The 14342-nt window shown below is 72.1% G+C and carries 11 protein-coding genes; 8 read left to right on the top strand and 3 right to left on the bottom strand.

Annotation, left to right across the window (positions count from 1 at the left end; all coding sequences use genetic code 11):
- The first annotated feature begins 54 nt into the window (after nt 1-54).
- Nucleotides 55-885, top strand: a complete 831-nt coding sequence (locus IB242_RS00055; RefSeq protein ID WP_192275164.1) for a SirB1 family protein — start codon at nt 55-57, stop codon at nt 883-885.
- Nucleotides 886-957: 72 nt separating this feature from the next.
- Here the strand turns inward: IB242_RS00055 and IB242_RS00050 are convergent, their stop codons facing one another.
- A complete protein-coding gene (locus IB242_RS00050; protein ID WP_192275163.1) occupies nt 958-1149 on the bottom strand; it encodes a rubredoxin in 192 nt (63 codons plus the stop codon).
- Between the two features lie 185 nt (nt 1150-1334).
- On the opposite strand from IB242_RS00050, the gene thiE reads away from it, so the two are divergent.
- The 7 genes from thiE to IB242_RS00015 all read left to right on the top strand — a co-directional run bounded on the left by thiE (nt 1335) and on the right by IB242_RS00015 (nt 11821).
- Nucleotides 1335-1955 (top strand): thiamine phosphate synthase, encoded by a 621-nt coding sequence (gene thiE / locus IB242_RS00045; protein WP_192275162.1) that lies wholly within the window; start codon nt 1335-1337, stop codon nt 1953-1955.
- Between the two features lie 820 nt (nt 1956-2775).
- A complete protein-coding gene (gene hemL / locus IB242_RS00040; RefSeq protein ID WP_192275161.1) occupies nt 2776-4068 on the top strand; it encodes a glutamate-1-semialdehyde 2,1-aminomutase in 1293 nt (430 codons plus the stop codon).
- Nucleotides 4069-4493: 425 nt separating this feature from the next.
- On the top strand, nt 4494-5129 hold the full coding sequence (locus IB242_RS00035) for an HAD-IA family hydrolase (RefSeq protein ID WP_192275160.1): 636 nt from the start codon (nt 4494-4496) through the stop codon (nt 5127-5129).
- A gap of 188 nt (nt 5130-5317) precedes the next feature.
- Complete coding sequence (locus IB242_RS00030) at nt 5318-6433, top strand: type 1 glutamine amidotransferase domain-containing protein (RefSeq protein ID WP_192275159.1); 1116 nt, start codon at nt 5318-5320, stop codon at nt 6431-6433.
- A 156-nt stretch (nt 6434-6589) separates the two neighbouring features.
- Entirely contained in the window at nt 6590-7279 is a 690-nt protein-coding gene (locus IB242_RS00025; protein ID WP_192275158.1) for a response regulator transcription factor, read from the top strand.
- Nucleotides 7276-8580 carry a HAMP domain-containing sensor histidine kinase gene (locus IB242_RS00020; protein WP_192275157.1) on the top strand — a complete coding sequence of 435 codons (1305 nt, stop codon included), beginning with the start codon at nt 7276-7278 and terminating at the stop codon, nt 8578-8580. Before IB242_RS00025 ends, IB242_RS00020 begins: the two co-directional genes overlap by 4 nt.
- A gap of 271 nt (nt 8581-8851) precedes the next feature.
- Nucleotides 8852-11821 carry an EAL domain-containing protein gene (locus IB242_RS00015; RefSeq protein ID WP_192275156.1) on the top strand — a complete coding sequence of 990 codons (2970 nt, stop codon included), beginning with the start codon at nt 8852-8854 and terminating at the stop codon, nt 11819-11821.
- 417 nt (nt 11822-12238) lie between these two features.
- Here the strand turns inward: IB242_RS00015 and IB242_RS00010 are convergent, their stop codons facing one another.
- The gene (locus IB242_RS00010) at nt 12239-12694 is read right to left on the bottom strand and encodes an HIT family protein (RefSeq protein ID WP_192275155.1); all 456 of its coding nucleotides are present in this window, start codon (nt 12692-12694) and stop codon (nt 12239-12241) included.
- A 7-nt stretch (nt 12695-12701) separates the two neighbouring features.
- Nucleotides 12702-13949, bottom strand: coding sequence for an acetylornithine transaminase (locus tag IB242_RS00005; RefSeq protein ID WP_192275154.1), 1248 nt, complete (start codon nt 13947-13949; stop codon nt 12702-12704).
- Nucleotides 13950-14342 lie beyond the last annotated feature (393 nt).

Here is a 14342-nt window from a genome sequence, read left to right as displayed (position 1 = left end):
GGCGGGACCTGATCGACGGGCGATCATCCCGGGGTCGCGGGCACGGGGGGCGGCATGAACATACCGGACTGGAACACGCTGGCGGCACTGGACGACGAGCGGCTGCCGCTGCTGTCGACCGCGCTGCTGATCGCGCGCGACGAGTACCCGGACCTGGATCCCGACCAGTACGACGCGCAGGTGCAGGCGCATGCCGACCACCTGCGGCCGGAGGTCGCCGCGATCGACGTGATCCCGCTGAAGATGGCGGCGATCAACCGCCATCTGTTCGACGAACTCGGCTACAGCGGCAACCACGACGAGTACTACGACCCGCGCAACAGCTACCTCAACCAGGTGCTGGACCGGCGCCTGGGCAACCCGATCTCGCTGGCGATGGTGCAGATGGAAGTCGCGCACCGGCTGGGCATCCCGTTGGACGGAATTTCCTTCCCGGGCCATTTCCTGGTGCGGCTGCCGGTGGACGACGGGCTGCTGGTGATGGATCCGTTCAACGGTGGCCGGCCGCTGGCGGTGGAGGAACTGCGCGAGCGCGCGCGGCCGCACCTGGGCGAGATGCCCGACGACCGGGTGCTGCTGCAGATCCTCAGCCCCGCCCCCAGCCGCGCGATCCTCACCCGGATGCTGCGCAACCTGCACGGCCTGTATGCCGAGGCGGAGGCCTGGGACCGGGCCGCCCGTAGTGCCGACCGCGTGCTCAAGCTCTCGCCGGACCAGCCTGACGCTGTCCGCGACCGTGGGCTGGCCTATCTGCACATGGATTACCTGCCCGGTGCGCGCCGCGACCTGGCGCGCTACCTGCACCTGGCGCCGGATGCCGGCGATGCGGCCACGGTGCGCGAACAGCTGATCGGCGCCAGCGCCACGCGTACCTCGCTGCACTGACCGGCCGCGAGCGGCGGTGTCCCGTGGCACACCGCGGCCAAGGACGCGCGGGCCAGGGACGCGGCGATCGCCTCAGTCCAGCTCGACCATCTCGAAATCGTCCTTGGTCACGCCGCAGTCCGGGCAGGTCCAGGTCTCGGGCACGTCCTCCCAGCGGGTGCCGGCGGCGATGCCTTCTTCGGGCAGGCCCTCGGCCTCGTGGTAGATGAAGCCGCAGACCACGCACATCCAGCTGCGGTACTGCGTTGCGGAGAGGTCGTTCATCGTGTTCACCGGAAAACGGAAACGGGCGCCACACAGGGCATGCATGCCGCGCGGCCGCACATCCTAGTGGATGCAGCGCATGCCTGGCGGCGTACTGCGTGAAGCCGCTGCGGATGCCGCGGGTGGGCGGCGCGCCATGCAGCGCGGCCGGCCTATAGTAGTCTCCCGCTCCAGCGCCCATATCCATGCACGCCTCCCTGCACACTCGCGGCCTCTACCTGATCACGCCGGACGACACCGATACCGCGCGTCTGCTGGCGCGTATGCGCCCGGTGCTGGGCCTGGCGGTCTGGCTGCAGTACCGCAACAAGGCCGCCGACGCCGCGCTGCGCCGCGAACAGGCCGCCGCGCTGCAAGCACTGTGCAGCGACGCCGGCGTGCCGCTGCTGGTCAACGACGACGCGGCGCTGGCCGCGGAGATCGGTGCGGCCGGCGCGCACCTGGGCGAGGACGATGGCGACATCGCCGCGGCCCGCGCACTGCTGGGCCCGGACGCGATCATCGGCGCTTCCTGCTACGACAGCCTGGCCCTGGCCGAGCGCGCCGTCGCCGCGGGAGCCAGCTACGTCGCGTTCGGCGCGTTCTTCCCCACCACGACCAAGCGGGTCACCCGTCGGGCCACGCCACAGCTGCTGACCGCCGCAGCCGGGCTGGACGTGCCGCGGGTGGCCATCGGCGGCATCACGCCGGACAACGCCGGCCCGCTGGTCGCCGCGGGCGCGGACCTGCTGGCGGTGATCGGCAGCGTGTTCGATGCGGCCGATCCGGTCGCCGCGGCGCAGGCGTACCGGCGGCATTACGGCTGATTCACCGGGCGGCATTGCGGGCGGAAGGGCCACGGTCGGGGTCGAGCCCCCTCCTACGTGCGCCACGGGGTACCGGGGCTTGCTGCGTGATGGATGGGCCGTTTGAAACGGGCGCGGCGGGTGGTGGCGTGTTCGATGCGGCGGATCGGATGCCTCGTGATCCGGGCATCCGGGCGGCATGACGGCTGATCCATCGGGGGCATTGCGGGTGGAAGGGCCATGGTCGGGGTCGAGCCCCCCCCCCTACGTGCACCACGCGGTACCGGGGCTTGCTGCGTGATGGATGCGCCGTTTGAAACGGGCGCGGCGGGTGGTGGCGTGTTCGATGCGGCGGATCGGATGCCGTGTGATCCCGGCGTACCGGCGGCATGACGGCTGATCCATCGGGGGCATTGCGGGCGGAGGGGCCACGGTCGGGGTCCAGCCCCCTCCTACGTGCACCACGGGGTACCGGGGCTTGCTGGGTGATGGATGCGCCGTTTGAAGCGGGCGCGGCGGGTGGTGGCGTGTTCGATGCGGCGGATCGGATGCCTCGTGATCCGGGCATCCGGGCGGCATGACGGCTGATCCCTTGGGCGATATCACGGGCGGAAGGGCCACGGTCGGGGTCGAGCCCCCTCCTACAGGGGGCGCTGGTTGGCGGGGTGTCGCGTCGTCGATGACGGCGGGCGACGCGGCGCGGTGCTGGCGGCGAACTCCATCGCGCCTGGCGGCGCCCACGGCACCGGCACCCCGGACATCCTGTCCACCCGGCCGGCCGTGCCCGTCACAGGGGCGGGTCCTACAATGGGCGGCTTCGACGCCGCACTGGACTTCCACGATGAACCACGCCAACTCCCACGCCCTGTTCGAACGCGCCCGCACCCTGCTGCCCGGCGGCGTCAATTCGCCTGTGCGCGCGTTCAAGTCGGTCGGCGGCGAGCCGTTCTTCGTCGAACGCGCCGACGGCCCCTACCTGTACGACGTCGACGGCAACCGCTACATCGACTACGTCGGTTCCTGGGGCCCGATGATCGTCGGCCACAACCATCCCGAAGTGCGCCAGGCGGTGAAGCGCGCGATCGGCAACGGCCTGTCGTTCGGCGCGCCCTGCGCGGCCGAGGTGACGATGGCCGAAACCATCACCCGGCTGGTGCCGTCCTGCGAGATGGTGCGCATGGTCAACTCCGGTACCGAGGCCACGCTGTCGGCGATCCGTCTGGCGCGCGGCGCCACCGGCCGCCAGCGCATCGTCAAGTTCGAAGGCTGCTACCACGGCCATGGCGACTCGTTCCTGGTCAAGGCCGGCAGCGGCATGCTGACCCTGGGTGTGCCGACTTCGCCGGGCGTGCCGGCCGGCCTGAGCGAGCTGACCGCGACGCTGAGCTACAACGATTTCGAAGGTGCCACCAAACTGTTCGACGAGATCGGCAGCGAGATCGCCGCGCTGATCATCGAACCGGTCGTCGGCAACGCCAACTGCATCCCGCCGCGCGAAGGCTATCTGCAGCACCTGCGCGAGCTGTGCACGCAGCACGGCGCACTCCTGATCTTCGACGAGGTGATGACCGGCTTCCGCGTCGCCCTCGGCGGTGCGCAGGCGCATTACGGCATCACCCCGGACCTGACCACCTTCGGCAAGATCATCGGCGGCGGCATGCCGGTGGGCGCCTATGGCGGCCGCCGCGAGCTGATGGAGCAGATCGCCCCGGCCGGCCCGATCTACCAGGCCGGCACGCTGAGCGGCAATCCGGTGGCGATGGCCGCCGGTCTGGCGATGCTGGAGCTGATCCAGGCGCCGGGCTTCCACGACGGCCTGGCCGAGGCCACCGCCACGCTGTGCGCCGGCCTGGAAGCGGCCGCGCGCGAGGCCGGCGTGGCCGTCACCACCACCCGCGTCGGCGCGATGTTCGGCCTGTTCTTCACCGACCAGCAGGTCGAGACCTATGCCCAGGCCACCGCCTGCGACATCGGCGCGTTCAACCGTTTCTTCCACGCGATGCTGGAGCGCGGTGTGTTCCTGGCGCCGTCGGCCTACGAGGCCGGCTTCCTGTCCAGCGCGCACGACGCCGAGGTGATCGAGGCGACGCTGGCCGCCGCACGCGAAGCGTTCAAGGTGGTGGCGGCCGGTTGAGTTTGATAGATGCGGTGGCGTGCGATGCCTGCCGCCGCATCGGTCTTGTCAGCCTGCGCCCGCAGGCCGGGTGCGGGCGGTGCCTCTACCCCGTCGGGATTCCACGCCCCCGTTCCATCGCACGATTACGCATGGCGGCATCGCGCGAATCCGGCTCCATGAGGCGACATGCCGGACCTCCGTGGAGGATCAGCAGGGTGAGACCGACCCTGCATGCCGCATGCTGGATCTTCACGGCGCCGGATGCCCGCCGATGACTCAGGAGTCGCGCGGCGGCTGCCATCGCACGATGAGCATGAAGGCATCGGACGCCTGAAGCGGATGCCGCCAGGCGCGAGGCTCCACGGACAGCAATGCGTGCCGTCGTCGCATCAGGCCTGCCCGACCCACTCCATCCACCGATGTCCTGCTGATCGACCCGCACGATGATCCCACCCCGCATCGACCTGCTGCTGCTCGACTTCGATGGTGTGCTCGCGCGTTACGAGCGCCGGCTGCGCTGCGTGCACCTGGCACGGGTGGCCGGCTGCGGTGCGGCGCAGGTCGATGCGGTGCTGTTCGGCTCCGGCCTGGAACGCGCGTACGACAGTGGCGAGCTCCAGACGGATGCCTACCTGCGCCGGCTCGGCGACGGCATCGGTGCGCGCATCGACGAGGCCACGTGGATCGCCGCACGCGTCGCCGCCTGCGAGGCCGATCCGCGCGTGCTCGCGCTGGTCGCCGGGGTCGCCGCCGGCCGGCCGGTCGCGGTGCTGACCAACAACGGCCCGCTGATGGCGCAGGCGATCGCACAGATCGTGCCGACGCTGTTTCCCGCACTGCACGGCCGGGTGCTGTGCAGCGGCGCGCTCGGCGGACGCAAACCGCAGGCGGCGGTGTACGCGCAGGCGCTGCAGCAGCTGGACGCCCGCGCGGCGACCACGCTGTTCGTCGACGACCTGTTCGTCAACGTGCAGGGCGCACGCCGCGCCGGCCTGCATGCCGATACGGTCGACGATGCGCGCTCGATGCGGCGCGTGTTCGGTCGCTACGGACTGCTGCAGGGGCACGGCCCGGGCTGAACCGTCGCCTGCGCAGGGAGCACCGCCGGTGCCTGCAGGCACGCACGACCGTGGCCCGCGCCCGCATGCATCCGCGGCGGGCACGATCTGCAGACGGGCCAGCCCGGAAGCCCGCTGACCGCCGCTTGAAGTCCGCTTGATCCCGCCGCGCGATGCTGGCTCCGGCCCATCACTGCCCGGAGGTTTCCATGCTGCGCCCCCTGCTTTCCTGCGTCCTTGCTGCCGCACTGTTGCTGCCGTCCGCACTGTCCCAGGCCACCGACACCGTGCTGGTGGTGCTCAGCGGCGAGGGCCGCGATGCCGGCAAGACCCGACCGGGCTACGAGTTCGATGAGCTTTCGCAGGCCTGGCTGATCTTCAAGGCCAATGGTCTCGCAGTGGAGGTCGCCAGTCCGCAGGGTGGCGCGATCGAGGCCGACAAATACAACCCGGACGAACCGTTCAATGCCGCGCTGCTGGCCGATGCCGGCGCGATGCGACAGCTGGCCGACACCCGCCGCATCGATTCCCTGCGTGCAGACGACTACGCCGCGGTCTACGTGGTCGGCGGCAAGGGCGCGATGTTCGACCTGCCGCGCGATCAGGCGCTGCAGCGCCTGATCGCGGATGCCTGGGACAACGGCGCGGTCGTCGCCGCGGTCTGCCACGGCCCGGCCGCGCTGGTCGACGTGCGCCTGGCCGATGGCAGCATGCTGGCCGCAGGCCGGCGCATGACCGGCTTCAGCAACGAGGAAGAGGCGCTGTTCGGCAAGAAGTGGGCGGCCGAGTTCCCGTGGCTGCTCGAGGACGCCCTGCGCGGACGCGGCGCGCACTGGGACGAGGCGCCGCTGATGATGCCCAAGCTGGTCGTCGACGGCCGCCTGGTCACCGGCCAGAACCCGTACTCCACGCCCGCCGTGGCCGAAGCCATCGTGCGTGGCCTGGGCCGCACACCGGTGGCGCGCACGCCCTGGCGCGACGAGGCGAGCATGGCCCTGGTCGAGCGCCTGCGCGGTGGCGACATCGCCGGCGCCACCGCCGCGCTGGCGCAGGACCGCACGCCGTACCACGTCGAACTGATCGGCATCCTCGGCTACTACCAGGCGCAGGCCGCCGGCGACGATGCGACGGCACTGCGCCCGGCCCTGCAGACGATGCAGCTGGCCCTGCCGTACATGACCGAGCCGCGGCTGACGCTGGCCGCCGCCGACGTCCACCTGCGTCTGGGCGAGTCCGCGCAGGCGCGGGCGCTGGTCGTGCAGGTGCTGGACGCGACGCCGGACATGGAACAGGCCAGGGCCCTGCTGAAGCGGATCGACGGCTGACCCCTGCTCGCCCCGGCCTGCGCGTGGCTGCGGCACGCAGCCGCTGCATGCGGTGCGCATGTCCGCGCGATGCACGCCGGTTCGCACCTACACTGCAGCCGGCGCTGCACCCCACACCGGCGACGGCGCCATGGTTCGAGAACAGGTGACGACACGATGCATCCGCCCGCGCTGCGCATTCTGGTGATCGAGGACAACCCGGTGCTGCGCGGCAATCTGGAGGCGATGTTCGCCGCCAACGGCATCGCCGCCAGCTTCGCCGCCGATGGCCTGAGCGGCCTGCAGGCGGCGCTGGACGCTCCACCGGACGTGCTGGTGCTGGACCTCGGCCTGCCCGGGCTGGATGGACTGCGGGTCTGCGAGCGGCTGCGCGCGCAGGCCGACCGCCACATCCCGGTGCTGATGCTGACCGCACGCGACGCGCTGGACGACAAGCTGTCCGGTTTCCGCGTTGGCGCCGACGACTACCTGGTCAAACCCTTCGCCGGCGCCGAACTGCTGGCACGCTGCCTGGCGCTGTCGCAGCGTCATCGCGCGGGCACGGCGCACGTGCTGCGCATCGGCAGCCTGTGCATCGACCGGCGCAGCGGTGCGATCGAACGCGACGGCCGCCCGCTGCAGCTGCAGCAGACCGCGCGCCAGCTGCTGCTGGCCCTGGCCGAGGCCTGGCCGCGCACGCTGACACGCAGCGAGCTGGTGGAGCAGATCTGGGGCGAGGCGCCGCCGGAGTCCGATCCGCTGCGCACGCATCTGTACACGCTGCGGCAGGTGCTGGACCGCCCGTTCGCGGTGTCGATGCTGAAGACCGTGCACGGCGTCGGCTTCCGCCTGGAGGCCGATGCATGAGCGCGGCCCTCCGCCCGCGCCGGCAGCTGCGCCACCGGCTGATGCTGGCGTTCGCCGGCTTCGCCCTGTTCGTCGCCGCGCTGTACGGCTTCTACGTGGTGGTGTTCGCCTACCTGGTCGAGGACCGCTTCTTCCAGGGCCTGCTGCAGCAGGAGGCGCGCGCCCAGCTGCAGCACCATGCGGCGCACGGCCGATGGACGCGACCGCAGCTGCCCTTCGTCAGCCTGCACGTCGACCCCGACACCCTGCCCGACGCGCTCGGCACGCGCCTGGCCGACGAGCCCTGGCGCCGCGAGTTTCCCGGCGTCGACGGCCGGCACTACCACCTGGAGCTGCTGGACACGCCGCCCGCCGCAGGCGCTGCCGGAACGCGGGCCTGGCTGCTGGCGGAGGTCAGCGAACAGCTGGTGGTCAGGCCGATGCGCGGCGGCATCGCGCAGTGGCTGGGCTGGTCCAGCCTGGTCGTGCTGGCACTGGCCCTGCTGCTGGGCGCATGGCTGGCGCGGCGGATGACCGCACCGCTGTCGCGGCTGGCCGCGCTGGTGGACCAGGCCGACCCGGATCGGCTGCCGGCCGGATTCGCCGCGAGCTTTCCCGACGACGAGGTCGGCACGCTCGCGCGCGGCCTGGAGCGGCTGATCGCACGCGTCGACGACTTCGTCGCGCGCGAACGCGAGTTCACCCGCGATGCCAGCCACGAGCTGCGCACCCCGCTGGCGGTGATCCGCAGCGCCTGCGAGCGCCTGGCCGCGCGCGACGACCTGGACGCGAGCTCGCGCAGGCAGATCGACCACGTGCACCAGTCCGCCCAGCAGCTGGAACGGACCGTGTCCACGCTGCTGGCCCTGGCGCGCGAGCAGCACGGCATCGAACCGGCCGGTGAGGTGGCGCTGCTGCCGTTGCTGGAGCGGGTCATCGTCGAGCAGGCGCCGTTGCTGGACGGCCGCGCGGCGGACGTCGCGCTCGACGTGGCCGCCGCCACCAGCGCACCGTGGCCGGCCAACGTGCTGCACATCGTGCTGTCGAACCTGATCGGCAACGCCTTCGCCCACAGCGCCAGCGGCGTGGTCGCGATCGATGTCGACGGCGGCTGGCTGCGCATCGCCAACCCGGGCGGCACTCTCGGCGAGGACGCGTTCGCCCCGTTCGCCAAGGGCGAGGCCAGCGCGGGCTTCGGGCTCGGCCTGGCGATCGTGCGGCGGCTGTGCGCACGCCATGGCATCGCACTGCGCTTCGATGCGGCCGCAGGCGGCACGGTCGCCCGCCTTGCGCTGGGACCCGGCGACGGGGTCGGCGCCTGACACGCGCGGCGCGCAGGCTGCGCCCCGAACACGGCCCCGGCGCGTGTCGCCACGGCCCGCCGCACCGCTCCACGCCCGTCACGACAGGCGCCACGCCGCGCGCATCCGCATGCGGTTGCGGATGCACGGCGGGCCATAGTATGAAACGCGGGCAGGGAACGTCTGCCGCGCGCACTCCGCCGGGCGTTCCCCTTCTTCCAGGGGACAACGCGTGCTGTACACCCGGTCGCGAACATCGCTGATTCAGCGACTGTCCCTGAGCATCTGGGCGTTGTTCCTCGCGCTGCTGCTGCTGCTCGCCGCGTTCGGCTACCTGGCGATGCGGCTGGCGATGGACCGCGTCGTCCCGGCGCTCGCCCAGCACACCGTGCAGCTGCGCGCCGCCAGCAGCGAGGCGCTGTTCCTGCAGGCCGAAGCCAGCGTGGGCCGGCTGCAGGAAGAACTGCTGTGGCGGCTGGACCGGGCCGACCACGATGCCGCGCTGGCCCGTTTCGACGCGCTGTTCGCGCGCAGTGCCGACGGCCTGTGGCGGCTGCGCCCGGAACACGTGGACAGCCTGCGCGCGCCGACGCTGTACCTGCACCAGCCGCCGGACGGCCTGGACCGGTCGGCACGGGTGCGTGCGGTCGTCAGCTACGACCTGCTGCGCGAACAGGGGCCGGCGCTGGCGCCGCCGTTCTTCTCGGCCTACATGGATTTCGTCGAAGACGGGCTGATGGTCTATGCCCGTGGCGTGGACTGGGGCAGCGGCGCCGATGCCAGCGCCACCAACAGCGGCTATCCGACCATGCTGGGCTCGGCGCCTGCGCGCAATCCGCAGCGGCGGCTGTTCTGGACGCCGGTCTACCTGGACCGCCAGGCGGGCACGTGGATGGTGTCGGTGATCCGCCCGCTGGACTGGCAGGGCCGCTGGGTCGGCACGGTCGGGCACGACCTGCCCATCCAGGGCCTGATCGAACGCAGCACCGAGCCGGCCGAGGACGAGGGCACGCTGCTGATCCTCAGCGCCGATGGCGAGTTGATCGCGCACCCGCAGCTGGGCGCGCGCATCGCCGCCGCCGACGGCCAGCTCAAGCTCTCCAGCCTCCACGACCCGGTGCTGGAGCAGGTGCACGCGATGATCGTGGACGCCGGCACCGACAGCGGCACCGGGCGTACCGCCGACGGCGGCCAGTGGGTGGCCTGGGCGAAGATCCACGGCCCGGGCTGGTACCAGGTGCACCTGTTGCCGCAGGCGCGGATCAACCGCCTGCTGATGTGGGGGCTGGCTGCCGTCTGCGGGCTGGGCGTCATCGCCCTGCTGCCGGCGATGTGGCTGCTGCGCCGGCGTGTGCAGCAGCTGGTCGCGGTGCCGCTGCAGCGGCTGACCCGCGCGGTGGACGAACTGGGCCAGGGCAGCGAGCCGCAGCCGGTCGCGCTGCACGGCCAGGACGAACTGGGCCGCCTCGCCGGTGCGTTCGACGGCATGGTGGCCGAACTGCTGAAGCAGCACGGCCTGCAGGTCGCGCATGCGCAGGCGCTGCAGGCGGAGGTGGACGAACGCCGCCGCTTCATGACCCACCTGGAAGAAGAGCGCGCGCGGCTGCTGGCGCTGCTCGGCGCGATGAGCCGCGGCATCCTGTTCGCCGGCAGCGACGACCGGGTGATCTACTGCAACGACGCGTTCCTGGCGATGTGGTCGATTCCGGCCGACGTGCTGCTGGTCGGCGGCAGCACCCGCGAGGTGCTGCGCGCGGCACGCGACAGGATGGCCGACCCGGACGAGGTGATGCGGCGCTACCAGGCCGCCAACGCCAGGCCCGCCGACCCCAGCCACCAGGAGATCCACCTGTGCGACGGGCGCGTGGTCCTGCACTACGCGTATCCGGTGCGCGATGCGCAGGGCCGGCACATCGGCCGGCTCTGGGTCCAGGAGGACGTCACCGAGGCGCGGCGCACGGCGCGGCAGCTGGCGCGGCTGGCCGAGCACGACGCGCTGACCGGGCTCTACAACCGCCACCGCTTCGAGAAGGAGCTGGCGCGGCTGTTCGACGACCCGGCACGCGCGCCCGACCAGCTCAGCCTGCTGTTCTTCGACCTGGACGAATTCAAGTACATCAACGACACCTTCGGCCATCGGGCCGGCGACACCGTGCTCGGCCGGGTCGCGCTGGAATCGCTCGACCTGGTCCGCCGCAGCGAGGGCTGCACGCTGTTCCGGCTCGGCGGTGACGAGTTCGCGGTGCTGATGCCAGGCGCCGGCCTGGAGACCGCCCAGCAGCTGGCCGAGCGGATCGTGCGCCGCATCTCGCAGACCCCGCTGACCCTGCACGACCACACCGTGCGCCTGAGCACCAGCCTGGGCATCGCCCACTACCCGACCCATGCCGAGGATCCGGAGGATCTGGTCGCGCATGCCGACACCGCGATGTACCAGGCCAAGCAGGACGGCAAGGGCCGCTGGAGCGTGTACCGGCCGGGCAGCGACACCGGCAAGCTCATGGTCGAACGCCTGGCCTGGAACGACCGCATCGCCCGCGCGCTCGAGCACGACCTGCTGCGCCTGCATTTCCAGGGCATCTACCACGCCGCCGACGGCACGCTGGCGCACCTGGAAGCGCTGGTGCGGATCGAGGACGAGACCGCACCGGGCCAGCTGCTGATGCCCGGCCAGTTCATCGAGCACGCCGAGCGCAGCGGCAAGATCCTGGAGATCGACCGCCGGGTGATCCAGCGCAGCATCGCGCTGCTGGCCGCGCATCCGGGCTTGCCGGCGATCGCGGTCAACCTGTCGGGCCGCTCGTTCGACGACCCGGATCTTCCGGCCTACATCGACGCCAGCCTGCGCGAACACGGCGTCGCCCCCGCACGCCTGCTGGTGGAACTGACCGAAACCGCCGCCGTGTCCGACCTGGGCGATGCGGCGCGCTTCATCGCCGCCCTGCGCCGCACCGGCGTCAGCATCTGCCTGGACGACTTCGGCACCGGGTTCGCCTCGTTCGCCTACCTGAAGAACCTCGACGCCGACGTGCTCAAGATCGACGGCATGTTCATCCACGACCTGCCCTCGCAGCGCGACAACCAGGCGTTCGTGCGCGCCATCGTCGAAATCGCACGCGGCATGGGCAAGACCACCGTCGCCGAGTGCGTGGAGGACGCCGGCACGCTGGAGATGCTGCGCGCGATGGGCGTGGACATGGTCCAGGGCTACCACCTCGACCGGCCCACGGCGGAGCACCCGGCGCTGCGGCCGCAGGCGTAGCGCCGCGCCGGCCAGGTGGCGATTGCGGCGGCTGACGATCGGCGCGGATGACTGCAGGCTGCCCGCCATCGGCACACTGGTGGGCACGCAGGACGCAGGCGGGCGCGAGGCCGTGCGGCGGCATCCGCTGCATCCAGTCGACGTGGAAGCGCTGGAAGCGCGCCGGGTGCGCGACGCGACATCATCCAGTCCGCGCGCAGGAGGGCTGCACCATCACAGCCCGCCCGTTCCCGCGCAACGCCCACGGCGCAGGCAGCGCGCCGCAGGTCGGCGCGCAGCGGCGATCGATGCGGCGTCAGGCGGATCGAACGGCACGGCGGCGGACGCATCCACCCGGCCGCTCCTTCCGCATCGCCGGGCCGGACGCGGAGCCGACCTTCTGCATGGCGGCGCCGCGCGACGGCCGCCGACGCACGATCAGACGCCGGGTGCGGCCAGCGCCGCGCGCAGCCTGGCCGCCAGCGCGTCGAGCATGGCCCGGTCGGCGGGCGCAGGCACGCCCTGCCGATAGATCCGCAGCAGGCCATCGTCCACGCGCCGCGGCTGCACATGCAGGTGCACATGCGGCACTTCCTGGCCACCGGCGTCGCGGTTGGACTGCCACAGGTTCAGGCCGTCCGGCGCCAGGGCGCGGTCGGCCGCGCGTGCGATCCGCACCGCCACCCGCATCAACCGGGCAGCGGTGTCCTCGTCCAGTTCGAACAGCGTCTCGACATGCCGGCGCGGAATCACCAGCACATGCCCCGGCACGGCCTGGCGCAGATCCATGAAGGCGACCACCTGGTCGTCCTCGTGCACGACGCTGGCCGGCAGGCGGCCGGCCAGGATCGCGCAGAAGGCGCAGGCGCCGTCAGCGAGGGCGGCGCCGACCACGACGGCCTCAGCGTGCGGCGACGAAATCGGCCACCGCCGCGCGCAGGCGCGCCAGGCCTTCGGCGACTTCGGCGTCGGTGATGTTCAGCGCCGGCACGAAGCGCAGCACGTCCGGGCCGGCCTGCAGCATCAGCAGGCCATGCGCGGCGGCATGATCGAGGATCTCACCGGCGCGGCCGGCGAACGCCGGCGTGAGCACCGCCCCCAGCATCAGGCCGCGGCCGCGGATCTGGGCGAACAGGCCGAACTCCTGCCCGATCGCCGCCAGACCGGCGCGCAGCGCCTGCTCCTGCCGCGACACGTTGGCCGCGATCTGCGGCGAGGCCAGCTTGCGCAGGGCCACGCGCGCGACAGCCGCGGCCAGCGGATTGCCGCCGAAGGTGGTGCCGTGCGCGCCGAACTGCATCGCCTGCGCGACCTTCGGCCCGGCCAGCATCGCGCCGACCGGGAAGCCGCCGCCCAGCGCCTTGGCCAGGGTGACGATGTCGGGCGTGACCTCGTCCTGCCAGTGCGCGAACAGGGTGCCGGTGCGACCCATGCCGGCCTGGATCTCGTCCAGCACCAGCAGCGCGCCGTGGTGGTCGCACAGCGCACGCACCTGGCGCAGGAAGCCCGGCGCGGCCGGCATCACCCCACCCTCGCCCTGCACCGGCTCCAGCATCACCGCGGCCACGTCGCCGGAGGCCATCGCCGTTTCCAGCTGGGTGATGTCGTTGAAATCGACGTAGCGGAAACCGCCGGGCAGCGGCTCGTAGCCTTCCTGGTACTTCGGCTGCGCGGTCGCGGTGACCGTGGCCAGGGTGCGGCCGTGGAAGCTGCCGCGGAAGGTGACGATGACCCGCTGCTGCGGCGGCCGGCCCTGCGCGGCGGCCCACTTGCGCACCAGCTTGATCGCGACCTCGTTGGCCTCGGCGCCGGAGTTGCACAGGAACACGCGCTCGGCGAAGCGCGAGGCGCTGACCAGCTCCTCGGCCAGGCGCAGCGGCGGCTCGCTGTAGAACACGTTGCTGGTGTGCCACAGCTTGCCGGCCTGCTCGACCAGCGCCGCGACCAGGTCCGGGTCGTTGTGGCCCAGGCCGCACACCGCGATGCCGGCCGACAGGTCGATGTACTCGCGGCCCGCGCTGTCCCAGACGCGCGCGCCCTGGCCTCGCTCCAGCACCAGCTCGCGCGGGCGGTAGACGGGCAGGTAGTAGCGGTGTCCCAGGTCGAGCAGGGCGGCGGCATCGCCGGCGGGCAGCGTGGTGGCGTTCATGGCGTGGGGAGGTATCCGTTGGATGGCGCCGGCGACTGCCGGCCCGCGCATTATCGGGCCAGCGTCTGGCCGCTGCCATCGGCGCGCTCGCGGGTGCTGCGCGCCCGACGCTGCCGCAGACGTCGATCACATCGCCTGTGTCCCCGCGACGGCCGCTTGCGCGGCAGCGACGACACTCCCGGCACGTCGATGGATGCCTGCCCGGCGCACGGCGATGACCAGTGCCCTGGCGTCGCCGCCCCTTCGCCGGCATCACGTCGCGCCGGCAGACACGACAACGGCCGGATCACTCCGGCCGTTGTCGTCGACGGTCATGGCCGGCGGAGCCGGCGCATGCGTCAGGGCTGGATTCCGCCGCCCGCAGGTCCGATGCACTCGCCGGGCGTGGTGCGG

It is taken from the genome of Xanthomonas sp. XNM01, from assembly GCF_014851915.1.
In the GTDB taxonomy this organism is placed as follows: domain Bacteria; phylum Pseudomonadota; class Gammaproteobacteria; order Xanthomonadales; family Xanthomonadaceae; genus Pseudoxanthomonas.
The sequence above is the reverse complement of the archived record's forward strand: the minus strand, read 5'-3'. Positions and strand labels throughout refer to the sequence as shown.